Consider the following 22861-nt stretch of genomic DNA (forward strand, 5'->3'; position numbering starts at 1 on the left):
CTCGTTGCCGGGTGCGGGTGCGTCGTGGCTGGTCGCGCAGTTCCCCGCGCCCCTGAAATGCATGGCGCTTCGCGCCGCATTTCCCCGATGGGGCGCCGCCCCGATGGAGATCGCGCACGAAGTGCGCATCTCCAGGGGCGCGGGGCTGTGCCCGATCAGCGACTCCGTCGCGGGGCGCGACCGGCTGGCCCCTGGGGCGCACGAAGTGTGCCTTCCAGGGGCGCGGGGAACTGCGCGACCAGCCCCCACCGGGCGGCACCCGGCGAACCGTCAATGCGTGGCACCCTCGGTGGCCACCAAGTCGACCCTGGTCGACGCGGCCGCCAGAAGCAGAGCGCGCACCCCGGAGGCGACGACCTCCGCGGGGAGGGACGGGGACACCCCCTCCACCACCTGCTCCGGCGCCCACGGCACATGCACGAACCCGCCCCGCACCGCGGGGAACTCCGTCGCGAGAAGGTGACCGAGCCCGTAGGCGACGTGATTGCAGACGAACGTGCCGGCCGTGTGGGACAGCGCGGCCGGCACCCCGACCTCCCGCATCGCCGCGACGCACGCCTTCACGGGCAGCGTCGAGAAGTAGGCCGCCGGCCCGCCCGGCACCACCGGTACATCGATGGGCTGGGCCCCCGCGTTGTCGGGGATGCGCGCGTCGTCGACGTTGATCGCGACGCGCTCGACGGTGACACCGGCCCGGCCGCCCGCCTGTCCGAGGCAGACGACGAGTTCGGGCCGCACCTCGGTGACGGCCTCGCGCAGGGCCTCCAGCGCGGTGCCGAAGACACACGGCAGCCGCACGGCGTGGACGTCGAGCCCCTCCGGCGGCGCGGCGGCGACGAGGGAGGCCGCCTGCCAGGACGGGTTCACGGACTCCCCGCCGAAGGGTTCGAAGCCGGTGAGCAGTACTCGGGTCATGGGTCCTGGTCTCCTAGACGGCGAAGATCGCCATGATCACGGTGGAGCAGCCGAGCAGCGCGAGCCCGGTCGGCAGCTGCGCCTTGATCGGCCCGTACTGGTCCTTCAGTTCGAGGAGGGACGCCGGGACGATGTTGAAGTTGGCGGCCATGGGGGTGCAGAGCGTGCCGCTGAAGCCGGCGAGCATGCCGATGGCGAGCACGGCCGGTTCGTTGCCGTGCATCTGCTGGATGAGGACGGGCCAGCCGATCGCGGCGGTCATGACGGGGAACGCGGCGAACGCGTTGCCCATGATCACGGTGAACAGGAACATGCCGACGCAGTAGGCGATCACGGCGAAGTACTTGGAGTTGTCCGGCATGACGTCGTTGACGATCTCGCCGACCTGCGTGCCGACGCCGGCGACCGCGAAGATCGAGCCGAGGACGGCGAGCAGCTGGGGCAGCAGCAGCGCCGAGCCCATGGCCTCCAGCATCGAGCGCCCGGAGTGGATCGGCGTCGACAGCTTGCGCTCGCCGGTGACCAGCATGCCGACGATCAGCGCGGCGATGCAGCCGAGGCCGAGTCCGATGAGGGTGGCCTTGCCGGTCTCGAACAGGCCCGACTCGTCGAGGAAGGAGGCGCAGACGATGGCGACGAGCGGGATCGTCAGGGCGGGTATGAAGAGCTTGTTGCCGAGGCGCGTGGCGGAGGCCTCGCGCTGTGCGTCGGTGGTCGTGGCGGGCACGCCCTTGCCGATGAAGTTGAACCCGGCGAGGACGATCAGCGCGAGGACGGCGACGCCGAGCGGCTCGGGGGGCAGCTGGTACATGGTCGCGCCGGTCGCGACGCCGGTCCCGTAGGGGAAGGTCACTCCGAGGAGTCCCCAGAAGGCGGCGGAGGTCCAGCGCTTGGGGTTGGTGCGGTCCATGGCCATCTGCGCGGCCATGACGACGAAGACGAGCCCGATGAGCCAGTAGAGCCACTCGACCTTGATCACTTGGCGGTCTCCTTCGGCAGGGGCAGGTCGTTCTCGGCGGCGGCGAGGGCCATCTCGCGTTCCAGCTTCTTGTCGAGGAGCAGCAGGCGGGCGCCGTGGATGAAGAAGGCGCAGACGGCGAGGGGGACGGCCCACAGGGCGAGCTGGGTGGGCTCGAGTTCCTGGTGGTACGTGGAGTTCACGAAGCCGGTGATCAGCAGGATCGAGCCGATCGCGATGAAGCAGTCCTCGCCGAAGAAGAGCCCGACGGTGTCGGCGGAGGAGGAGTAGGAGCGGACCTTCTCGCGCAGCTTGTCGGGGAGCTTGGCGCCGAGCCGGCGTTCGGCGGCGGCCTCGGCCATGGGGGCGACGAGCGGGCGCACGGTCTGGGCGGGGCCGCCGAGGTTGTTGAGGCCGAAGGCGGCCGTGACCTGGCGGACCAGCAGGTAGACGGTCAGGAAGCGGCCGACGCTGAGCCGGCCGAGTTTGCCGATGAGGGTGCGGGCCTGCTCGCGCAGCCCGTACCGCTCCAGGAGGCCGATCACCGGGAGCACGATGGCGAAGACGGTGACCGAACGGCTGTCGGCGAACGACTGGCCGAACGCGGCGAGGATCTCCCGCGGGTTCATCTTGCCGAGCAGTCCGGTGGCGATACCGGCGACACCGACCACGAGGACGGGGTTGCGGCGCGTGACGAATCCGAGGATCACCACGAGCACGCCGAGAAGAACGATCATGCGGCGGCCTTCTTCAGTGCGTGGAGGGCACGGGAGGGGCACGGAATCAGACAGTCCGATTCCGTGGGGGATGCACGGACCATAGGGGATCGTTGAACGATCGAACAAGGGGCTGAACGGGATGGATATGCATCTTGTCGAATCGTTCAACAACCGCCTAGGTTGAGCGCGTGACCCAGGACCTGCCCCCCGTGCCCGAAGCGCCGATCACCCCCGTGATCGACCTGAACGCGGACCTCGGCGAGGGCTTCGGCCGGTGGACCCTCACCGATGACGAAGCCCTGCTGTCCGTCGTGACCAGCGCGAACGTCGCCTGCGGCTTCCATGCCGGCGACCCGTCCATGATGCGCCGCGTGTGCGACCTCGCCGCCGAGCGCGGCGTCCGCATCGGCGCCCAGGTCTCCTACCGCGACCTGGCCGGTTTCGGGCGTCGCGCGATGGACGTGCCGCCGGACGAGCTGGCCGCCGAAGTGGCGTACCAGATCGGGGCGTTGCGCGTGTTCGCCGAGGCCGCCGGCGCCGCCGTCACCTATGTGAAGCCGCACGGCGCGCTCTACAACCGGACCGTGCACGACGAGGAACAGGCACAGGCCGTGGTCGCGGGCGTCACCCTCGCCGGCGGTTCGCTGCCGGTGCTCGGCCTGCCCGGATCGCGGCTGCTCGCCGCCGCCGCGGAGGCGGGCCTGGCCCCCACGCGGGAAGCCTTCGCCGACCGCGCGTACACGGCGCACGGCACGCTGGTGTCACGCCGTGAGCCGCACGCCGTCGTGGTGGACCCGGACGCGGTCGTGCGCCGGGCCGTGCGCTTCGCCGTCGACGGCGGGGTCGACGCGATCGACGGCACCCACGTCCCGGTCACGGCGCAGTCGTTGTGCGTGCACGGCGACACCCCGGGCGCGGCCCGCATCGCCGCGCGGGTCCGGGCCGCCCTGGAGGCGGCCGGCGTCACGGTGGGCGCGTTCGCGTGAGGACCGGCACGGGTGCGGCCCCGCTGATCCGCCCGGCCGGGCGCCACGCACTGCTGGTCGAGCTCCCCGACGCCGAGCGCACCGCCGCCTTCCACGCCGAGCTGCTGCGGCGCCGCGCCGCGGGCACCCTGGCGCCGGTCGCGGAGATCGTGCCCGGCGCGACGACCGTGCTCCTCGACGGCGTTCCCGACCCGTCGGCCCTGGCCCGCGAGCTGTCGGCCTGGGACCTGCCGCGGACGCCACCCTCCGACGGCACGGTGATCACGCTCCCCGTGGTCTACGACGGCCCCGACCTGGCCGAGGTCGCGGAGCTGTGGGGGGTGCCCGAGGACGAGGTGGCGGCGCGCCACTCCTCGTACACGTACCGCGTGGCCTTCTGCGGTTTCGCCCCCGGCTTCGCCTACCTCACGGGGCTGCCCGCCGCCCTCCACGTCCCGCGCCGCGCCACCCCCCGCACCAAGGTCCCGGCCGGCGCGGTGGCCCTGGCGGGTCCGAACTCGGCGGTCTATCCCCGCGCCACACCCGGCGGCTGGCAGATCATCGGCACGTTCCCGACCCCGGAAGCCCTCTGGAACCCGGCCGAGGACCAGGCGGCCCTGCTCGTCCCCGGCACCCGGGTCAGGTTCTCCCCCCTGGCCACCCGGTCCACCACGACGAAGGCCTCCCCCGGCGGTGCAGCATGACCCCCACCCTCCTCACCGTGATCCGCCCGGGCGCCCTGACCACCGTCCAGGACGCGGGACGCACGGGCCACGCCCACCTCGGCGTCCCCCGCTCCGGCGCCCTGGACGCTCCGGCGCTGCGGCTGGCCAACCGCCTGCTCGGCAACCCGGAGAACACGGCCGCGCTGGAGACCACCCTCACCGGCTGCGCCGTCCGCCCCGACCGGGACATCACGGCCGTCGTCGGCGGCGCCCCGTGCCAGGTCACGGTCGACGGCCGCCCCGCCCCCTGGGGCACCCCGGTCCGCGTCCCGGCCGGCGCGACCCTGGACGCGGGCCGGGCCACCTCCGGCCTGCGCAGCTACCTCGCGTTCGCCGGCGGCCTGGCCGTCGAGCCGACCCTGGGCAGCCGCGCCACCGACCTCCTCTCGGGCCTCGGTCCGGCGCCCCTCACCGAGGGTGCCCGGATTCCGCTCGGCCGGGCCGTCCGCCCGGCCCCCGCCCTGCCCGAGGCCCCGCCCTGGCCGGCGCCGCCCGCCGAACTCGTCCTGCCGGCCCGCCCGGGCCCGCGCTCCGACTGGTTCACGGACGCGGCCCTGCGCACCTTCTTCACCGCGGCCTACACGGTCTCGGCGCAGAGCAACCGCATCGGTCTGCGCACGCAGGGGCCCGGCCTGGAGCGGGCGCGGGACGGCGAACTGCCCAGCGAGGGAATGGTGCTGGGGGCGGTGCAGGTGCCGCCGAACGGTCTCCCGGTGGTCTTCCTGCACGACCACCCGACGACCGGCGGCTACCCGGTGATCGCCGTGGTCCCGGAGCAGGCCCTGGCCGCGGCGGCCCAGGCCGTCCCGGGCACTCCCCTGCGCTTCGTGCCGGACGCGGGCTAGGGCCTTTCGTCCGGCCCCAGCGACCCGGGCGTCTCGTCGGGGAACCGTTTCGGGGAGGGGCAGGAGGGGGGAGGAACAACGGCACACCCCCAGGCCACCCCGCAGGAGGCCCCCGTGACAGCGCCCCGCCCGAGCGACGGCGAAGCCCCCGGCTGGCAGTTCTGGATCGACCGCGGCGGCACCTTCACGGACGTGGTCGCCCGCCGCCCCGACGGCCGCCTGCTCACCCACAAGCTGCTCTCCGAGAACCCCGCCCGCTACCGCGACCCCGCCCTGTCGGGCATCCGCGCCCTGCTCGGCGTACCCGTGGCCGAGGCCCGGATCGACGCCGTCCGGATGGGGACCACGGTCGCCACCAACGCCCTGCTGGAACGCAAGGGCGAGCGCACCGCCCTCGTCGTCACCCGTGGCTTCCGCGACGCCCTGCGCATCGCCTACCAGAACCGGCCCGAGATCTTCGCCCGCGAGATCGTGCTGCCCGAGCTCCTCCACGAACGCGTCGTCGAGGTGGACGAGCGCGTCACCGCGGACGGCGAGGTCCTCGTGCCCCCCGATCTCGACGCGCTCGCCCCTCAGTTGCGGCGCCTGCACGACGACGGCATCCGCGCTCTCGCCGTCCTCTGCCTGCACAGCCACCGGTACCCCGAGCACGAGCGGGCGATCGGCCGTCTCGCCGAGCAGGTCGGCTTCCCGCAGATCTCGCTCTCCTGCGAGGTCAGCCCGCTGATGAAGCTGGTGCCCCGCGGCGACACGGCGGTCGTGGACGCCTACCTCTCGCCGGTGCTGCGCCGCTACGTCCAGCAGGTCGCCGAACAGCTCCGGGGCGTACGGCTGATGTTCATGCAGTCCAACGGCGGGCTCACCGACGCGAGCCACTTCCGCGGCAAGGACGCCATCCTGTCCGGCCCGGCGGGCGGCATCGTCGGCATGGCCCGGATGTCGCGGCGCGCCGGGTTCGACCACGTCATCGGCTTCGACATGGGCGGTACGTCCACCGACGTGTCGCACTACGCCGGCGGCTACGAGCGCGTCTTCATGGCCCGGGTCGCCGGGGTCCGGCTGCGCGCCCCGATGCTGGACATCCACACCGTGGCCGCGGGCGGCGGCTCGGTCCTGCACTTCGACGGCAGCCGCTACCGTGTCGGCCCCGACTCGGCGGGCGCGGATCCCGGCCCCGCCTGCTACCGCGGCGGCGGCCCGCTGACCGTCACCGACGCGAACGTGATGCTCGGGCGCATCCAGCCCGACCACTTCCCCCGGGTGTTCGGGCCGGACGGCGACCAGCCGCTCGACGCGGGCCTGGTGCGCGAGCGATTCGCCGCGCTCGCCGCCGAGATCCATGAGCGCACCGGCGACGACCGCACTCCCGAGCAGGTCGCGGAGGGCTTTCTGCGCATCGCGGTCGCCAACATCGCCGCCGCCGTCAAGCGGATCTCGGTGCAGAAGGGCCACGACGTCACGCGGTACGCCCTGACCACCTTCGGAGGCGCGGGCGGCCAGCACGCCTGCGCGGTCGCCGACTCGCTCGGCATCCGCACCGTCCTCGTACCGCCCATGGCGGGTGTCCTGTCCGCCCTGGGCATCGGTCTGGCCGACACGACGGCCATGCGCGAGCAGTCCGTCGAGGCACCTCTCGAACCCGGCGCCATGCCCCGCGTACGGGAGACCGCCGACGCCCTGGAGGCGGCCGCCCGCGCCGAACTCCTCGCCGAGGGCGTGCCGGAGCGCCGCATCCGCACCGCACGCCGCGCCCAGCTGCGCTACGACGGCACCGACACGGCCCTGACCGTCGACCTGGACGAACCGGAGGCGATGACGGCCGCCTTCGAGGAGCGGCACCGGGCCACGTACTCCTTCACGCTGGAGCGCCCGGTGATCGTCGAGGCCCTGTCCGTCGAGGCCACCGGGGTCACCGAACCGCCGGACCTGTCCGACCTGGCCGAGGCGCCCGCGCGCGACGGCGCGGAGCCGACCGAGGTGGCCCTGCACACCGGCGGCGCCCGCCGCGACGTACCGCTGTACCGGCGCGCGGAGCTGACACCGGGCCTCCGGGTGACGGGCCCCGCGATCATCACGGAGGCGAACGCGACCACCGTGGTGGACGAGGGCTGGAGCGCCGCCCTGGACGACGGCGGCCACCTGGTCATGGAGCGGGTCACCGCGCCCGCCCGGCCGCAGGCGCACACCGCGGCGGACCCGGTCCTCCTGGAGGTCTTCAACAACCTGTTCATGTCCATCGCCGAGCAGATGGGCGCCCGCCTGGAGTCCACCGCCCAGTCCGTCAACATCAAGGAACGCCTGGACTTCTCCTGCGCCCTCTTCGACCCCGACGGCAACCTCGTCGCCAACGCCCCCCACATCCCGGTCCACCTGGGCTCCATGGGCACCAGCGTCCGGGAGGTCGTCCGGCGCCGGCCGTCCCTGCGCCCCGGCGACGCCTACGCGGTCAACGACCCGTACCACGGCGGCACCCACCTGCCCGACGTCACCGTGATCACTCCGGTCTTCGGCGCCTCGGGCGAGGAGATCCTCTTCTACGTCGCCTCACGCGGCCACCACGCCGAGATCGGCGGCATCTCCCCCGGCTCGATGCCCGCGCACAGCCGCCGCATCGAGGAGGAGGGCATCCTCTTCGACAACTGGCTCCTGGTCGAGCAGGGCCGCTTCCGCGAGCGGGAGACCCTCCGCCTGCTCACCGATTCGCCGTACCCCTCCCGCAACCCGGCCACCAACCTCGCCGACCTGCGCGCCCAGATCGCCGCCAACGCCAAGGGGGTCGAGGAGGTCGGCAGGATGATCGACACCTTCGGCCTCGACGTCGTGCAGGCCTACATGCGGCACGTCCAGGACAACGCCGAGGAATCGGTGCGCCGCGTCATCGACGCGCTGGACGACGGCAGCTACGCCTACGAGACCGACGCGGGCGCCGTCATCCGCGTCCGCGTCACCGTGGACCGCCCGCAGCGCTCGGCGACCATCGACTTCACCGGCACCTCGGCCCAACTGCCCGGCAACTTCAACGCCCCCTACGCCGTGGTCAACGCCGCCGTCCTGTATGTCTTCCGCACGCTGGTCGCCGACGACATCCCGCTCAACGACGGCTGTCTGCGCCCACTGAAGATCGTGGTGCCGCACGGCTCGATGCTCTCGCCCGAGCCCCCGGCCGCCGTGGTGGCGGGCAACGTCGAGACCTCCCAGGCGATCACCGGCGCCCTGTACGGGGCCCTCGGCGTCCAGGCGGAGGGCTCGGGCACGATGAACAACATCACCTTCGGCAACGACCGCTTCCAGTACTACGAGACCGTGGCCTCCGGCTCCGGCGCGGGCGACGGCTTCGACGGGGCGCCCGTGGTGCAGACCCACATGACCAACTCGCGGCTCACCGACCCGGAGATCCTGGAGTGGCGCCTGCCGGTCCTTCTGGAGGAGTTCGCGGTGCGCGCGGGCAGCGGTGGCGCGGGGCGCCGGCGCGGTGGTGACGGCGCGGTCCGGCGCATCCGTTTCCGGGAGCCGATGTCGGTCTCCGTCCTGTCCGGCCACCGCCGTGTCCCGCCGTACGGCATGGCGGGCGGCGAGCCGGGGGCTCTGGGCGCCAACTCCGTGCTGCGCGCGGACGGTTCGGTGGAGCGGCTGGCGGGCGTCGACTCGGCGGACCTGGAGACCGGGGACGTACTGATCGTCGAGACCCCGGGCGGCGGAGGGTACGGCCCGCCCTAGGGGTTCAGGGCCTCGTCGAGGAACTCGCGTACGTGGTCCATGACCCGCTCGCGGGCGACGCCGCGCAGGCCGATCACGATCTGGAGGGAGAACCCGTCGAGCAGCGCCCGCAGCCGCGTCGCGAACCGGTCCGGGTCCACGGGCCGGAACGCGCCGCGCGAGATCCCCTCGGCGAGCAGGGCCACCAGATCACGGTGCCAGGCGCCCTCGATCGCGGCCTGCCGGTCGCGGGCGTCGTCGTCGGCGTTCCGCGAGCGGTTCCACACCTCCAGCCAGAGCGACCAGTGCGGGTCGCGGTGGCCTTCGGGCACGTACAGGTCGACGTAGGCGTCGAGGCGCTCGCGGGCGTCTCCCCCGCCGGTCAGCAGCCGGCCGCGGGCCGCGCCGAGCCGGCCCTCGCTCCACTCCAGGGTGCGCAGGAGCAGCTCGTCCTTGGACCCGAAGTGGTAGGCGAGGTGGCCGCTGCTCATGCCGACCTCGGCGCCGAGCGCGGCCAGGGTGAGCTTCTCCAGGCCCCGCTCGGCGATCATCGCCATGGTGGCGGCGAGCACGTTCTCGCGGGGCGGGGCCGGGGTGCGGCGGCGGGAGGCGGTCATGTGTACGTTCTACCTGATCAGAGTCCGGTCACCGGCTGCTGCTGGGTGATGCAGTGGATGCCGCCGCCGGCCGCGAAGATCGTGCGGGCGTCGACCAGGGTGACGGTGCGGGAGGGGAACAGGCGGCGGAAGATCGCCGCGGCCTCCTCGTCGTTCGGGTCGTCGAAGCCGCAGAGCACCACGCCGTCGTTGCACAGGTAGTGGTTGATGTACGAGTAGTCGACCCAGCCGCCGTCCTCGGGGTCGGTGAGGACGGTCGGGGCGGGGACCTCGACGATCTCCAGGGTGCGGCCCTTGGCGTCGGTCTGCCCGCGCAGCGCCTGAAGGATCTCCTTGCTCACCTCGAAGTCGGGGTGGGCGGGGTCGCGCTGGGTGTGCACGAGGACGACGCCGGGGGCGGCGAACGCGGCGACGATGTCGACGTGGCCGCGGGTGCCGAACTCACCGTAGTCGGCGGTGAGTCCGCGCGGCAGCCAGATCGCCTTCGTCGTGCCGAGCCGGGCGTGGACCTCGGCCTCGACCCGCTCCTTGGTCCAGCCCTGGTTGCGGTCCGGGTCGAGCTGGACGGTCTCGGTCAGCAGGACCGTGCCCTCGCCGTCGACGTGGATGCCGCCGCCCTCGTTGACCATCGCGGTCGAGTGGACGGGGACGCCGGTGAGGTCGGCGATGTGCCGGGCGACCTTGGAGTCGTGCTCCCAGCGGGCCCAGTCCTGGGCGCCCCAGCCGTTGAACGTCCAGTCCACTGCGGCCAGTTCGCCGGTCTCGGTGTCCTTGACGAAGGTCGGGCCTATGTCACGCATCCAGGCGTCGTCGAGCTCCCGCTCCACCAACTCGATGTCCTCACCGAGCAGTTCGCGGGCTTCGTCGAGCTGACCGGGGCCGACGACCACGGTGACCGGCTCGTGGCGGCGCACCGCGCGGGCGACCCGGGCCCAGGCGACGCAGGCCTCGGCCAGCTCGCTGTCGTCGGCGAAGGTCGGGTTGGGGCTCGGCCAGGCCATCCAGGTCCGCTCGTGCGGGGCCCACTCGGGCGGCATCACAAAGGTCATGGCGGGTCCTCAGAGGAAGTAGAGACGGTTCAGGGAGACGGAGTCGGCGGGCTCGGAGCGGATCGGCTCGCCGTCGAGGCTGACGAGTCCGGTGCGCTGGTCGACGTCGACGTCGCCGGTCCGGGTGTTGAAGCGGAGGTCGGCGGGGCCGAGGCCGCGGGTGTTGCGTACCGCGACGCGGCGCCTGCGGGTGGGCATGGTGTCGTGGCCCTGGTCGAGGGCGGCCTGCGCGACGAACGCCACGGAGATCTCGGCCGGGGTCGCACCGTGCGCGCCGAACTGCGGCCCCAGGACGAGCGGTTCGCAGGTGTCGGTCGCCGCGTTCGGGTCGCCGACGACGCCGTAGGCCGGGAAGCCGGACTTCAGCACGAGCTGCGGCTTCGCGCCGAAGAACTCGGGGCGCCACAGCACGATGTCGGCCATCTTGCCGACTTCCAGGGAGCCGATCTCGTGGGAGAGGCCGTGGGCGATGGCGGGGTTGATGGTCAGCTTCGCCATGTAGCGCAGCACGCGCTCGTTGTCGTGGCCGACGCCCGGGTCGCCCAGCTCGGCCTTCATCTTGCCGGCCATGGCGAACGTACGGCGGACGGTCTCGCCGGCCCGGCCCATGCCCTGCGCGTCCGACGAGGTGATGCCGATGGCGCCCAGGTCGTGGAGCACGTCCTCGGCGCCCATCGTGCCGGCGCGGATGCGGTCGCGGGCCATGGCGGCGTCGCCGGGCAGGTCGGGCTTGAGGTCGTGGACGGAGACGATCATGCCGTAGTGCTCGGCGACGGCGTCCCGGCCGAAGGGCAGGGTCGGGTTGGTGGACGACCCGATGACGTTCGGGACGCCGGCCATCTTCAGGACGTTCGGCACGTGGCCGCCGCCGCAGCCCTCGATGTGGAAGGCGTGGATGGTGCGGCCCTCGAGGACCTTCAGGGTGTCCTCGACCGACAGGCACTCGTTCAGGCCGTCGCTGTGCAGGGCGACCTGGACGTCGTGCTCCTCGGCGACGCGCAGCGCGGTGTCCAGGGCGCGGGTGTGGGCGCCCATGTCCTCGTGGACCTTGAAGCCGAGGGCGCCGCCCTCGGCGAGCGCCTCGACGAGCGGGGCCTCGTGGGAGGACGAACCGCGGCCCAGGAAGCCGATGTTGACGGGCCAGGCGTCGAAGGCGGAGAAGGCGTGCTTGAGCGCCCACGGCGAGTTCACGCCGACGCCCCAGACGGGGCCGAACTCCTGGCCGATGATCGTGGTGACGCCGGAGGCGAGCGAGGCCTCCATGATGCGCGGCGACAGCAGGTGGACGTGGGTGTCGACGGCTCCCGCGGTGGCGATGAGGCCTTCGCCGGAGACGATCGTGGTGCCGGTGCCGACGACGACGTCGACCCCGTCGAGCGTGTCCGGGTTGCCGGCGCGGCCGATCGCGTGGATGCGGCCCTCGCGGATGCCGATGGACACCTTGCGGATGCCGAGCGCGGCGTCGATCACCACGACGTTGCTGATCACGATGTCGCAGGTGTCGCGGACGGCGGCGGCCTTCAGGTGCAGTCCGTCGCGGGCCGTCTTGCCGAAGCCGGCGAGGAACTCGTCGCCGTACTCCTGGGAGTCGGACTCGACGCGGATGGTGAGGCCCGAGTCGCCGAGGCGGACGCGGTCGCCGGCGCGCGGGCCGTGGGTCGCCGCGTACTCGTGCGGGGTGAGGCGCCGGGCCTCGGCGGGGTGTCCTCCGGGGCGGCTCATCGGGCGGCCTCCTCGTCGCTGGTGGTGTCGGGTACGCCGAGATAGCCGCAGGCGGCGGCGCGGCGCAGCGCCTCCTCGCGGGCGCCGGGGGCGTCGAGCGGGCCGTCGACGAGTCCGGCGAAGCCGATCGCGACGCGGGCGCCGCCGATCGGGACGAGGCCGACCTCGCCGCTCTCGCCGGGGCCGAAGCGCACGGAGGAGCCGGCCGGTACGGCGAGCCGCATGCCGTACGCGGCGGGGCGGTCGAAGCGGAGGCGGGGGTTGGCCTCGAAGAAGTGGAAGTGCGAGGTGACCGAGACGGGCACGGACGCGGTGTTGGTGACCGTGAGGGTGACCTCGGGGGCCGGGTCGGAGTGCTCGGGGCCGGGGAGCAGGGCCCCCGGGGCCTCCTCGCCGAGTCCGCCGCCGATCGGGTCGCTGACGACGGCGAGGCGGGAGCCGTCGTCGAAGACGGCCTCCACGTGGACCTCGGTGACCACGTCGGCGACGCCGGGCAGCACGTCGTCGGGGCCGAGGACGGAGCGGGCCGCCTCGATGGCCTCGGCGAGCCGGCGGCCGTCGCGGGCCGCCTCGCAGACCGTGTCCGCGATCAGGGCGGTCGCCTCCGGCACGTTCAGCCGCAGGCCGCGGGACTTTCTGGCCCGGGCGAGTTCGGCGGCGCCGAAGAGGAGGAGGCGGTCGCGTTCTGTGGGCGTCAGTCGCAAGGGGGCACTCCGTTCGGGTTTAGAACACCACTCTAACGCTGGCCGCTGGGAACGGGTAGAGGGGGCACGTGTGTCGTGCGGCTCGATTTGAGTTCCGCTCTATAGGTGTGTGGTCGGGTGCGGGCCCGGTGGGGGCTGATCGCGCAGTTCCCCGCGCCCCTGAGATGCATGGCGCTTCGCGCCGCATCTCCCAGATGAAAGGCGCGGGGCGCCTGTCATCGGGGGAAGGCGCGGCGAAGCCGCAGCCTTCCAGGGGCGCGGGGAACTGCGCGGCCCGCCCCCACCGGCCGGCAGACCGGGTACGACAAAGGGCCGCACCCCCGTGACGGAGGTACGGCCCAGAGTCGGAACAGACAGGTCAGCCCAGCTTGTGCATCCAGCCGTGCTGGTCCGCCGTCTTACCGCGCTGGATGTCCAGCAGCGCATTGCGCAGCCGCATCGTGACCTCGCCCGCCTCACCACCGGACTGCGTCCACTCGGCACTGGCCCGCTTCACCGTGCCGACAGGCGTGATGACGGCAGCCGTACCGCACGCGAAGACCTCGGTCAGGGCGCCGGACTCCGTGTCGGCCTGCCACTGGTCGATCGAGACGCGGCCCTCCTCCGACTCGTAGCCGAGGTCGCGGGCGACCTGGAGCAGGGAGTCACGGGTGACACCGGCGAGCAGCGAGCCGGTCAGGGTGGGGGTGACGATCTTGTTCCCGTACACGAAGTACAGGTTCATGCCGCCGAGCTCCTCGACCCACTTGTGCTCGACGGCGTCGAGGTAGGCGACCTGGTCGCAGCCCTTGGCCGCGGCCTCGGCCTGCGCGAGCAGGGACGCCGCGTAGTTGCCGCCGGTCTTGGCGTCGCCGACACCGCCGGGGACGGCGCGGACGCGGTCCTCGGAGAGCCAGATGGAGACGGGCTTCACGCCGCCGGAGAAGTACGCGCCGGCGGGCGAGGCGATGACGATGAACAGGTACTCGTTGCCCGGCTTCACACCGAGCCCGACCTCGGTCGCGATCATGAACGGGCGCAGGTAGAGGGACTCCTCGCCGCCGTGCGCCGGGACCCAGTCACGGTCCTGCTGGACGAGCGCGTCGCAGGCCTCGACGAACGTCTCGACGGGCAGCTCCGGCATGCCGAGGCGCCAGGCGGAGTGCTGGAAGCGCTTGGCGTTCATGTCGGGGCGGAACGTGGCGACGGTGCCGTCGGGCTGGCGGTAGGCCTTGAGGCCCTCGAAGATCTCCTGCGCGTAGTGCAGGACGTTCGTCGCGGGGTCGAGGGAGAGCGGGCCGTAGGGCACGAGCTGCCCGTCGTGCCAGCCGCGACCCTCGGTCCACTTGATGGTGACCATGTGGTCGGTGAAGTGGCGGCCGAATCCCGGGTTGGCCAGGATCGCCTCGCGCTCCGCGGCGGACAGCGGGGTCGAGGAGGGCTTGAGCTCGATCGTGGGCGTCGTCATGATGCGTGTCCTTCACCGTTGGTTGTGACGGACCGCGCTCACGCCTGCACTGCTTGTACTAGGACGTCCGAGCATTCACGTACACCGCGGCCCGCGTTCGATTATCGCGCGCGGAGGGGTGTGCTCGGAACGGGGCCTGCGAGTGCGGGGCGTGGAGCGGCCCGGGGCTGATGGTCGCACCCGGGGCCGTGATACGAGAAGCTGCCGGGCGCGGAAGGGCGACCCGGCGGCTTCTCTTACGTGGTGGAGCGCCGGGTCAGCCGGCTACTCGCGCGGCGAGCGCGTCGCCGATCTGCTCGGTGGAGCGGGAGGCGTCGCCGCGCTCGCCGAGGTCGGCGGAGACGGCGGTCTCGATGCGCTCGGCCTCGGACTCGTAGCCGAGGTGACGCAGGAGGAGGGCGACCGAGAGGACCGTGGCGGTCGGGTCGGCCTTGCCCTGGCCCGCGATGTCCGGGGCCGAGCCGTGGACGGGCTCGAACATGGACGGGAACTCACGGCTCGGGTTGATGTTCCCGGAGGCCGCGACGCCGATGCCGCCGGAGACGGCCGCGGCGAGGTCGGTGATGATGTCGCCGAAGAGGTTGTCGGTGACGATCACGTCGAAGCGGGCCGGGTCGGTGACGAGGTAGATCGTCGCGGCGTCGACGTGGATGTAGTCGGTGGTGACCTCGGGGAACTCCTGCGCCACCTTGTTGAAGACGTTCGTCCACAGGTGGCCCGCGAAGGTCAGCACGTTGTTCTTGTGGACCAGCGTGAGCTTCTTGCGGGGGCGGGCCTGGGCGCGGGCGAAGGCGTCCCGGACCACGCGCTCGACTCCGAACGCGGTGTTGACGGAGACCTCGGTGGCGACCTCGTGCTCGGTGCCCTTGCGGATCGTGCCGCCGTTGCCCGTGTACGGGCCCTCGGTGCCCTCGCGGACGACGACGAAGTCGATCTCCGGCTGGCCCGCGAGCGGGGTGGAGACGCCGGGGAGCAGCTTCGACGGACGCAGGTTCACGTGGTGGTCGAAGGCGAAACGGAGCTTGAGCAGGAAGCCGCGCTCCAGGACGCCGGACGGCACGCTCGGGTCGCCGATGGCGCCGAGCAGGATGGCGTCGTGCTTCTTGAGGGAGTCGAGGTCGGCCTCGGTGAGGGTCTCACCGGTCGCGTGGTAGCGCTTGGCGCCGAAGTCGTACTCCTCGGTCTCCAGCTTCACATCCTGCGGGAGGACGGCGGAGAGGACCTTGAGTCCCTGGGCCACGACCTCCTGGCCGATGCCGTCACCGGGGATCACTGCGAGATTGATGCTGCGAGACATGGTCCGACCGTACTCCGGGTCCCATGGAATGACACGCCCTGTCCATCATACGGACAGTCGAAGTGGGGGCGTCCGGGCCCGGCACCGGCCGGTCGTCCGCTGTTCATCCAGGGGTCTGGCGGACGTGGGGTGCCGCTGGGAAATTCACCCGCATGGACACCCCCGACGTCGGCATCCCGGAGCCGCTCGCCCGCCGGATGAGCATGCCGGAGCAGCACGCGTATCTGCGGGCGCGGTTCGGCAGGCGGCGCGCCCTGACCGTGGCGGCCGCCACGGCCGCCGGGGCCGCGCTGCTCGGTGACGGCGCGACCGGCCCGGCGCTCGCCGCGCACCGGCCGGCGGCCTCCACCGCGCCGCAGGTCGACGGCGCGCTGGTGGCCCCGTTCGGCCGCCACCTGGCCTTCGGCGCCGATCCGCGCACGCAGATGCGGATCTCCTGGCAGGTGCCGTTCGCGGTGCGCCGGCCGTTCGTGCGGGTGGGCCTGAGGCCGTGGGAGCTGAGTCATCGCATCGAGGCGGAGGTGCGGGCGCTGCACACCCCGGCCCTGTCGAAGAAGCTCCCGGCGGTGGAGCAGCTGTATCTGCACGCGGCGCTCGACGGGCTGCGCCCCGGCACGACGTACTACTACGGCGTCGGGCACGACGGTTTCGACCCGGCGTCGGCGGAGCGCCTGGGCACGCTCGGCACCTTCCGCACGGCGCCCGCGGCCCCGGCCCCGTTCGTCTTCACGGCCTTCGGCGACCAGGGTGTCGGCTACGACGCGCTCGGCAACGACCAGGTGATCCTGGGTCAGGACCCGGCCTTCCACCTGCACGCGGGCGACCTCTGCTACGCGGACGACACGGGGCACGGCAAGGAGACGGACACGTACGACGCGCGCGTGTGGGACCAGTTCCTCGCGCAGACCGAGACCGTCGCGAAGTCGGTGCCGTGGATGGTGACGACCGGCAACCACGACATGGAGGCCTGGTACTCCCCCAACGGCTACGGCGGGCAGAGCGCCCGCTGGACGCTGCCGGACAACGGCCCGGACCCGCGCGAGGCGCCGGGCGTCTACTCGTTCGTGTACGGGAACGTGGGCGTGGTCGCCCTGGACGCGAACGACGTCTCGTACGAGATCCCCGCCAACCGGGGCTGCACGGACGGGAAGCAGACCGCCTGGCTGGACCGGCGGCTGAAGGAGCTGCGGGCGCGCGCGGACGTGGAGTTCCTCGTGGTGTTCTTCCACCACTGCGCGTACTCGACGTCGCGGCACGCCTCGGACGGCGGGGTCCGCGACGCGTGGGTGCCGCTGTTCGACCGGCACCAGGTGGACCTGGTGATCAACGGGCACAACCACGTCTACGAGCGCACCGACGCCCTGAGGGGCGGCGAGGTCGGCAAGCCGGTGCCGGTCGGCACGTCGACGGATCCGACGCGCGACGGCATCGTGTACGTCACCGCGGGCGGCGCCGGCAAGGACCTCTACGGTTTCGGGCCCGGCGTCCCGGACAGTCACGAAGGCCGGCTGCGGGACCACGACGCGGTCACGACCTTCCACTGGACGAGGTCGCGCGAGCCCTCCCCCGAGACCGTCGGCTGGTCCCGGGTGCGCTACACCGGCTACTCGTTCCTCGCGGTGGAGGTGACGCGGGGCCGGATGAAGGTCGCGGCGCTGGCCGCGGACGGCCGGCGCATCGACAGCTTCGAGGTGAGACGCGGCTCTTCCTGACGAGGTGCCAGGGCTGCTGATGAGGTGCCGGAGCTCAGTGCCCCGTCTCGCCGCCGTTGTCACGACGGTCGAGGGCGCGCTGGAGAGCGGCGGCGGCGCTCTTGGCGGTCTGGCGGTCGGCTTCGGTCGTCGGAGAGACGTGGCGGACTCGGCGGCGGGCGGGCGTCGCAGTGGCCATGAGGGATCGACTCCTTGAGAATCCACGGAACAAGGGGGATTGGATTTCGAGGCGCCGGAAGGGGCGGGGAACGGGAGCGTCAGGGGTTGCCTGATCCGGTGCTCCGGCTCTCTACCGCCCTCGCCAGGTAAGCGAGACGTTCGGCTTCTACAAAGCTAGGACAGGACTCCGTTTCTGTCTCCACAATTACTCGGACTTCCTACTATCTGAGACGGGCGGCGCCTCACCTGTCCCGCGAGTGCACTCTGAGCTCACGGATCAACGCCCGTACCGGCGCGGTCCCGGCCAGCTCCGCGGTGGTGACGTAGCCCACGGAGCGCACCGGGCGGTCCGGTCCGAGGTCGGTGATCCGCACCCCGTCCGGGACCCCGCCGCGCAGCGCGAGGTCCGGCATGATCGCCATGCCGAGCCCGGTGCCGACCATGGAGAGCACCGTGCCGTCGTCCTCCGCGCGGACCGTGGCGCGCGGGATCCAGTCCTGGGCGGCCCACCAGTCGCGGGTGTACGAGCCGCAGTTCTCCGTCCAGTCGACGAGCGGCAGCGTGCGCGGCTCGGGGTGGGCCGCCGGGTGGACGAGGGCGTACTTCTCCTCGACGAGCGCGCCGGACACGAGCCCGGCGGGCAGCGCGGCGCCGCCGCCGAGGGTGGCGATGGCCAGGTCGGCGCGGCCCGCCGCGACCTCGCCGGCCGTGCCCGCGCCGATGTCCCGCACGACGCGGACCTCCGGTTCGAGGTCCGGGTGCTTGGCCGCGAGCGCCGTGAGGGCGGGCGGCAGCAGGTGCAGGGCCGCGCTGCGGAAGGCGGCGATGCGCAGCGGGCCCCGGATCTCGCCGGGCCCGGTGCGCGCCTCCTCGGCCATGAGCGCGAGGAGGTGCAGGACGCGGCGGGCGTGGCCGACGACGCGGGCGCCGGCGTCGGTCGTGCGCGCGCCGCTGCGGCCCCGCTCGAAGAGGACCGCGCCGAGCTTGCCCTCGCTGCCGCGCACCGAGTGGGAGACGGCGGACTGGGTGAGGCCGAGCGTGGCCGCGGCGGCGCCGAAGCCGCCCTCGTCGGCGACGGCCACGAGGACGCGGAGTTCGTGCGGGGCGAGGTCGCGGGACCGGGTCACGTACGGGTTCACCTGCTTCTTCCGTGCTGCGGCATGCGGGCGGTCCCATGAGAGTCGCTCATGGAAAGTGCCGATGTATGAGCCCAACCCCCTGCCCGGCGGGCGCATTCCTCTCCTACGGTCACGGCATGACCGAGACCGCACGCACCGTGCAGCAGATCGCCCGTCCGAACGGCCCCGCCCGCCCCGACCACTTCCGCTTCGTCGAGTCGCCCGTGCCGGCCCCGGAGCCCGGCACCGCCGTCGTGGAGAACCTCTACTGGTCGGTGGACCCGTACCACCGGGAAATGATGGACGAGAACCCGTACGGCTCGTTCGAGCTGCACACGCCGCTGGAGGGCCGGGCCCTCGGCCGGGTGCTCGCGTCGCGCGCGCCGGGTCTCGTCGAGGGCGCGATCGTCTTCCACCGCAAGGGCTGGCGCACGCACTCCGTCGTCCGCCCCGAGGAGGCGAAGCCGGTGCCGGACTTCGCGGGGGTGCCGCTCTCCGCGCACCTGAGCATCCTGGGCGGGACCGGACTGACCGCGTACGTCGGGCTGACCCGGATCGCCGAACTGCGGCCGGGACAGGACCTGTTCGTGTCCGCGGCGGCGGGCGGGGTCGGCACGGCGACGGGCCGGCTCGCCCGTCTGATGGGCGCCGGGCGGATCGTGGGCAGCGCCGGGACGGACGCGAAGGCCGCGTACCTGACCGAGCACGCCGGATACGACGAGGTCTTCAACTACCGTACGGGCGGCCCGGTCGCGGACCAGCTGGCCAAGGCGGCGCCCGCCGGCATCGACCTGTTCGTCGACAACGTGGGCGGGGAGCACCTCGGCGCAGCGATCGGCGCGCTGCGCCCGCGCGGGCGGGTCGTGCGGATCGGCACGGTCGGGCAGTACGACACGGCGGGGCGTCCGGCGCCGGTCGTGTTCGACCACGCCGACGTGGTGGAGAAGCGCCTGCGCATCGAGGGCTTCCTCGTGTCCGATCACCGGGACGCGCAGGAGGAGTTGTACGCGTTCGCGGTGCCGCATCTGCAGAGCGGCCGGATGGGGCTCGACGAGACGGTGGTGGACGGGTTCGAGCGGATCGTGGACGCGTTCCTCGGCATGCTGCGCGGCGAGAACCTCGGGAAGATCATCGTCCGCCGCGCGGAGTGAGGCGGCCGGGGCGCGGGGGGCGTCCGGGGCGGGAGAACGCGGTACTCAGGGCGGTGGGTTGAGTACGAGGTGAGTACGCGGGCCGATCCGGGCGCGCGGGCCCGGCGGCAGAGTCGACCTCATGAACGGCCTCTACTCCCTCAAGCCCTGGTACGCGGACCGGCTCGCCGGTGTGCGGGCCGGCTGCGCCGCGCGCGGTGTCTCGCCGGACACGCTGACCTGGGCCGGTGTGCTGAGCGGCGGTGCGGCGGGCGCGGCTCTCGCGCTGCTGCCCGCGCCGCTCGCGGCCCTGCCGGTGGCGCTGCTGCTGGCGGCGCGGCTCGCCTTCGCCAATCTGGACGGCGCGCTGGCCCGCGACACGGGCCGTACGACGCGGCGCGGCGCGCTGCTGAACGAGCTCGGCGACCGGGCCGCGGACCTCGCCGTGCTCGCGGGCTTCCTGACGGTGGCCCCGCTGTGGCTGGTGGCGACGGCCGCTCTGGCGGCGACGCTGCCGTCCTGGGTGTCGCTCGCGGGGGCCGCGGCGGGCGCCCCGCGCCGCAACGGCGGCCCGGTCGGCAAGACCGAGCGTTGCCTGCTGGTCGTGGTCGCGGCGGCGTCGGCCTGGTACGTGCCGGTGCTCGCGGTCCTGGCGGCGGGTTCGGCCGTCACGGTGCTGGTCCGGCTGCGGTGGCTGTGGCGGGAGCTGGGCCGATGAGCGGCGTGTTCTTCGCCGGGGAGGTGGCGGCGCGCGCCCTTCCGGTCGTCGGCGGGGTGCTCGGGGCCGGCGGTGTGGCCGTCGCGGCGCTGCCCGCGCGGGTGCGGATGCGGGCCGAACTGCGGCGCCGCTGGCGGACCTGGGCGCTGGCCGCGCCGCTGTTCCTGGGGGCGCTGTTCCTGGGCCGGGGCGGGGCGTTCGCGCTGGCGGCGGGGCTGGGGGTGGTCGCGGTCGCGGAGTACGCGCGGATGGCGGGGCTCGGGCGCGGTGAGCGGGGCGTGCTCGGGGTGGCCGCGGTGGCGCTGCCCGCGCTGGCGTGGGCGGCGCCGGGGGCGGACGCGCTGCGCCTGGCGGGGGTGTCGCTGCTCGGCGCGGTGGCGGTGGCGGTGCTGAAGGGGGACGCGGCCACCGGGTTCACCCGCGCGAGCCGCACGCTCTTCGGCCTCGTCTGGATCCCGGTGGCCCTCGCCGGCCTCGTCCTCCTGACCCCGGGCACGGCGCTCGCGGTGGGCGTCGCGGTCGCGTTCGGGGACGTCGGGGCGTGGTGCGGGGGCACGGCGCTGGGCCGTGTCGGCCCGCTCGCCCGCCCGCTGTCGGCCCTCTCCCCCAACAAGACGTGGGCGGGTGTGGTGGGCGCGGCCGCGGCGACGGCCGCCGCCCTGGCCGCGCTCGGCGCCTTCTCCCTCGTCCTCTGGGCGGCGGTCCTCGCGGGCGCGGTGCTCGGTGACCTGGTCGAGTCGATGGTCAAGCGCGAGGCGGGCGTGAAGGACGCGGGCACCTGGCTCCCCGGCTTCGGCGGCCTCCTGGACCGCGTCGACTCCCTTCTCTTCGCGCTGCTGTTCGTGATGGTGACGGGGGTGGCGCTGTGACCGGGGCCGGGCGCGTACGGACCACCGCGGCGGCGTCCGGCGCCGCGGATCGTGACGACGACGGGGGTCGCGCAATGAACGGGAACGACGGACGGACCCGGTCCATGCACGAAGCGCGGACCGCGGCACCGGGCACACCCGGACAGCCGCGCGGCGGTGCTCGCGCGGGGCAACGCCCCTCGGGGCCCGGCGGGTTCGCCGCGCGGCTGCGGCGGGGACTGTGGCGCGGGGTGCTCACGCTCACCGGCGGCGTCGAGACGCGCGGGCGGCTGCCGCGCGGCGGGTGCGTCGTCGTCGCCAATCACACCTCGCACGCCGACACGGCCGCGCTGCTCGCCGCGCTCGACGCCCGGCACTCCCCCGCGATCGGCGCGGCGGCGGACTACTGGTTCGCCTCGCGGTACCGGGCCCGGATCTGCCGGCGGCTCGCGGCCGGGTTCCCGGTGCGGCGCTCCGGCGGCGGCATGGACGATCTGCTCGCGCACGTGCCCGTGCTGCGGGCGGGCGGCGCGGTCGTGCTGTTCCCCGAGGGGACGCGGGGCCGGGACGGGGCGCTCGGCGCGTTCCACAAGGGTGCCCTCGTGCTGGCCGAGCGCGCGGGCGTGCCCGTCGTACCGGTGGGCATCGCCGGGACCGGGCGGCTGCTGCCCAAGCACGGCCGGCTGCGCCCCGCCCTGGTCCGGGTCCGGATCGGCGCGCCGCTGGCGCCGTCGACGACCCCGGAGGCGGCCCGTGACGCGGTGGCCGCGCTGCACGACCGTACGGTCGCCGATCCGCTCGCCGACTCCCCCGTCCGCAAGCGGATCGCCCGGGTCGCGGGGTCGAAGCGCGGTCTCGCGCTGGCCTTCACCTGGGCGCTCGCGGAGGCGCTGAGCTGGCCGCTGATGCCGGAGCTGCTGCTCGGCGCGGTCTGTGTCGCCGTGCCGCGCCGCGCCCTGAAGCTGTCCGTGGCCGCACTCGCGGGCAGCCTCGCCGGTGGCGTGCTCGCGCTCCAACTGGCGGCGTCCGGGGTCGCGTTGCCCGCGCCGCTGACGACGGACCGGATGCGCGCGGAGGTGCGGCACGAACTCGCCGTGGAGGGCGCGAGCGCCGTACGCCACCAGCCCTGGAACGGCGTCCCGTTCAAGGTCTACGCGAAGGAGGCGGGCCGCGCGGACGTGCCGCCCGGCGACTTCCTCGCGGCGGCGGCCCGCGCCCGGGGCACCCGTACGCTCGCGGTCGGCCTCGCCTTCGGCGCGTTCGGCTTCCTCGCACACCGCCACCGGCGCCGGTACGGGACGTATCTCGTGCTCCTCGGCGGCGGGTTCGCGGCGGGCCTGACGATGATCGTGACGGGCTGGTCGTAGGGACGTCGTGGCGTCGCAGCAGCGCCCACACCCGAACGGACGAACGTGATCGCGCCAACCGTGGGCGAGAAAGGGCCGGTTCCGACGCCCTGACCACCACGAAGCACCGTCGCGTTTCGGCCACGCGCGCCGGCGTGATCAAGTCCGGTG

20 protein-coding genes are annotated in these 22861 nt (G+C 73.5%); 9 read left to right on the forward strand and 11 right to left on the reverse strand.

What is annotated here, in order from left to right:
• Positions 1 to 270: 270 nt before the first annotated feature.
• From pcp to ACZ4E1_RS18935, 3 genes are read right to left on the reverse strand one after another with little or no spacing between them, the layout of a single operon-like run.
• Complete coding sequence (gene pcp / locus ACZ4E1_RS18925) at positions 271 to 915, reverse strand: pyroglutamyl-peptidase I (protein WP_467540481.1); 645 nt, start codon at positions 913 to 915, stop codon at positions 271 to 273.
• Between the two features lie 13 nt (positions 916 to 928).
• Positions 929 to 1894: a DUF979 domain-containing protein gene (locus ACZ4E1_RS18930; protein ID WP_467540483.1), complete on the reverse strand. Its 966-nt coding sequence runs from the start codon at positions 1892 to 1894 to the stop codon at positions 929 to 931.
• Positions 1891 to 2610, reverse strand: coding sequence for a DUF969 domain-containing protein (locus ACZ4E1_RS18935; RefSeq protein WP_467540485.1), 720 nt, complete (start codon positions 2608 to 2610; stop codon positions 1891 to 1893). Before ACZ4E1_RS18935 ends, ACZ4E1_RS18930 begins: the two co-directional genes overlap by 4 nt.
• Before the next feature lie 215 nt (positions 2611 to 2825).
• On the opposite strand from ACZ4E1_RS18935, the gene ACZ4E1_RS18940 reads away from it, so the two are divergent.
• From ACZ4E1_RS18940 to ACZ4E1_RS18955, 4 genes are all read left to right on the forward strand, one after another.
• Positions 2826 to 3578 carry a LamB/YcsF family protein gene (locus ACZ4E1_RS18940; protein ID WP_467540707.1) on the forward strand — a complete coding sequence of 251 codons (753 nt, stop codon included), beginning with the start codon at positions 2826 to 2828 and terminating at the stop codon, positions 3576 to 3578.
• Positions 3575 to 4261 (forward strand): 5-oxoprolinase subunit B family protein, encoded by a 687-nt coding sequence (locus ACZ4E1_RS18945; RefSeq protein WP_467540487.1) that lies wholly within the window; start codon positions 3575 to 3577, stop codon positions 4259 to 4261. Before ACZ4E1_RS18940 ends, ACZ4E1_RS18945 begins: the two co-directional genes overlap by 4 nt.
• A complete protein-coding gene (locus ACZ4E1_RS18950; protein WP_467540489.1) occupies positions 4258 to 5127 on the forward strand; it encodes a 5-oxoprolinase subunit C family protein in 870 nt (289 codons plus the stop codon). Before ACZ4E1_RS18945 ends, ACZ4E1_RS18950 begins: the two co-directional genes overlap by 4 nt.
• A gap of 114 nt (positions 5128 to 5241) precedes the next feature.
• The gene (locus ACZ4E1_RS18955; protein ID WP_467540491.1) at positions 5242 to 8844 is read left to right on the forward strand and encodes a hydantoinase B/oxoprolinase family protein; all 3603 of its coding nucleotides are present in this window, start codon (positions 5242 to 5244) and stop codon (positions 8842 to 8844) included.
• On the opposite strand, the gene ACZ4E1_RS18960 is transcribed toward ACZ4E1_RS18955, so the two are convergent.
• The 6 genes from ACZ4E1_RS18960 to ACZ4E1_RS18985 all read right to left on the reverse strand — a co-directional run bounded on the left by ACZ4E1_RS18960 (position 8841) and on the right by ACZ4E1_RS18985 (position 15659).
• Positions 8841 to 9440 (reverse strand): TetR/AcrR family transcriptional regulator, encoded by a 600-nt coding sequence (locus ACZ4E1_RS18960; protein ID WP_467540494.1) that lies wholly within the window; start codon positions 9438 to 9440, stop codon positions 8841 to 8843. The genes ACZ4E1_RS18955 and ACZ4E1_RS18960 overlap by 4 nt on opposite strands.
• A 17-nt stretch (positions 9441 to 9457) precedes the next feature.
• On the reverse strand, positions 9458 to 10489 hold the full coding sequence (locus ACZ4E1_RS18965; protein ID WP_467540497.1) for an agmatine deiminase family protein: 1032 nt from the start codon (positions 10487 to 10489) through the stop codon (positions 9458 to 9460).
• 9 nt (positions 10490 to 10498) lie between these two features.
• On the reverse strand, positions 10499 to 12211 hold the full coding sequence (locus ACZ4E1_RS18970) for an urease subunit alpha (RefSeq protein WP_467540499.1): 1713 nt from the start codon (positions 12209 to 12211) through the stop codon (positions 10499 to 10501).
• Complete coding sequence (ureA, locus tag ACZ4E1_RS18975) at positions 12208 to 12915, reverse strand: urease subunit gamma (RefSeq protein WP_467540501.1); 708 nt, start codon at positions 12913 to 12915, stop codon at positions 12208 to 12210. Before ureA ends, ACZ4E1_RS18970 begins: the two co-directional genes overlap by 4 nt.
• 358 nt (positions 12916 to 13273) lie before the next feature.
• Positions 13274 to 14362, reverse strand: coding sequence for a branched-chain amino acid aminotransferase (locus tag ACZ4E1_RS18980; protein WP_467540504.1), 1089 nt, complete (start codon positions 14360 to 14362; stop codon positions 13274 to 13276).
• A gap of 256 nt (positions 14363 to 14618) precedes the next feature.
• Positions 14619 to 15659: a 3-isopropylmalate dehydrogenase gene (locus ACZ4E1_RS18985; protein WP_467540506.1), complete on the reverse strand. Its 1041-nt coding sequence runs from the start codon at positions 15657 to 15659 to the stop codon at positions 14619 to 14621.
• Between the two features lie 152 nt (positions 15660 to 15811).
• On the opposite strand from ACZ4E1_RS18985, the gene ACZ4E1_RS18990 reads away from it, so the two are divergent.
• Entirely contained in the window at positions 15812 to 17371 is a 1560-nt protein-coding gene (locus ACZ4E1_RS18990) for a purple acid phosphatase family protein (RefSeq protein WP_467540508.1), read from the forward strand.
• A 34-nt stretch (positions 17372 to 17405) separates the two neighbouring features.
• On the opposite strand, the gene ACZ4E1_RS18995 is transcribed toward ACZ4E1_RS18990, so the two are convergent.
• Positions 17406 to 17549, reverse strand: a complete 144-nt coding sequence (locus tag ACZ4E1_RS18995; RefSeq protein WP_467540511.1) for a hypothetical protein — start codon at positions 17547 to 17549, stop codon at positions 17406 to 17408.
• A gap of 223 nt (positions 17550 to 17772) precedes the next feature.
• Entirely contained in the window at positions 17773 to 18657 is an 885-nt protein-coding gene (locus ACZ4E1_RS19000; RefSeq protein WP_467540513.1) for a LysR family transcriptional regulator, read from the reverse strand.
• A 128-nt stretch (positions 18658 to 18785) separates the two neighbouring features.
• Here ACZ4E1_RS19000 and ACZ4E1_RS19005 point away from each other — a divergent pair, with 128 nt between their 5' ends.
• The 4 genes from ACZ4E1_RS19005 to ACZ4E1_RS19020 all read left to right on the forward strand — a co-directional run bounded on the left by ACZ4E1_RS19005 (position 18786) and on the right by ACZ4E1_RS19020 (position 22711).
• Positions 18786 to 19799: an NADP-dependent oxidoreductase gene (locus tag ACZ4E1_RS19005; protein ID WP_467540516.1), complete on the forward strand. Its 1014-nt coding sequence runs from the start codon at positions 18786 to 18788 to the stop codon at positions 19797 to 19799.
• A gap of 121 nt (positions 19800 to 19920) precedes the next feature.
• Complete coding sequence (locus ACZ4E1_RS19010) at positions 19921 to 20496, forward strand: CDP-alcohol phosphatidyltransferase family protein (protein ID WP_467540518.1); 576 nt, start codon at positions 19921 to 19923, stop codon at positions 20494 to 20496.
• Entirely contained in the window at positions 20493 to 21365 is an 873-nt protein-coding gene (locus ACZ4E1_RS19015; RefSeq protein ID WP_467540520.1) for a phosphatidate cytidylyltransferase, read from the forward strand. Before ACZ4E1_RS19010 ends, ACZ4E1_RS19015 begins: the two co-directional genes overlap by 4 nt.
• Before the next feature lie 104 nt (positions 21366 to 21469).
• The gene (locus ACZ4E1_RS19020) at positions 21470 to 22711 is read left to right on the forward strand and encodes a lysophospholipid acyltransferase family protein (RefSeq protein ID WP_467540522.1); all 1242 of its coding nucleotides are present in this window, start codon (positions 21470 to 21472) and stop codon (positions 22709 to 22711) included.
• The last annotated feature ends 150 nt before the right edge of the window (positions 22712 to 22861 follow it).

Source organism: Streptomyces sp. NPDC025806 (genome assembly GCF_055558275.1).

Coding starts and splice junctions, on each gene's coding strand:
- ACZ4E1_RS19020 (WP_467540522.1), top strand. CDS start 21,470: ATGCACGAAGCGCGGACCGCGGCACCGGGCACACCCGGACAGCCGCGC.
- ACZ4E1_RS18970 (WP_467540499.1), bottom strand. CDS start 12,211: ATGAGCCGCCCCGGAGGACACCCCGCCGAGGCCCGGCGCCTCACCCCG.
- ACZ4E1_RS18980 (WP_467540504.1), bottom strand. CDS start 14,362: ATGACGACGCCCACGATCGAGCTCAAGCCCTCCTCGACCCCGCTGTCC.
- ACZ4E1_RS19005 (WP_467540516.1), top strand. CDS start 18,786: ATGACCGAGACCGCACGCACCGTGCAGCAGATCGCCCGTCCGAACGGC.
- ACZ4E1_RS18985 (WP_467540506.1), bottom strand. CDS start 15,659: ATGTCTCGCAGCATCAATCTCGCAGTGATCCCCGGTGACGGCATCGGC.
- ACZ4E1_RS19010 (WP_467540518.1), top strand. CDS start 19,921: ATGAACGGCCTCTACTCCCTCAAGCCCTGGTACGCGGACCGGCTCGCC.
- ACZ4E1_RS18990 (WP_467540508.1), top strand. CDS start 15,812: ATGGACACCCCCGACGTCGGCATCCCGGAGCCGCTCGCCCGCCGGATG.
- pcp (WP_467540481.1), bottom strand. CDS start 915: ATGACCCGAGTACTGCTCACCGGCTTCGAACCCTTCGGCGGGGAGTCC.
- ACZ4E1_RS19015 (WP_467540520.1), top strand. CDS start 20,493: ATGAGCGGCGTGTTCTTCGCCGGGGAGGTGGCGGCGCGCGCCCTTCCG.
- ACZ4E1_RS18995 (WP_467540511.1), bottom strand. CDS start 17,549: ATGGCCACTGCGACGCCCGCCCGCCGCCGAGTCCGCCACGTCTCTCCG.
- ACZ4E1_RS18950 (WP_467540489.1), top strand. CDS start 4,258: ATGACCCCCACCCTCCTCACCGTGATCCGCCCGGGCGCCCTGACCACC.
- ACZ4E1_RS18965 (WP_467540497.1), bottom strand. CDS start 10,489: ATGACCTTTGTGATGCCGCCCGAGTGGGCCCCGCACGAGCGGACCTGG.
- ACZ4E1_RS18960 (WP_467540494.1), bottom strand. CDS start 9,440: ATGACCGCCTCCCGCCGCCGCACCCCGGCCCCGCCCCGCGAGAACGTG.
- ACZ4E1_RS18935 (WP_467540485.1), bottom strand. CDS start 2,610: ATGATCGTTCTTCTCGGCGTGCTCGTGGTGATCCTCGGATTCGTCACG.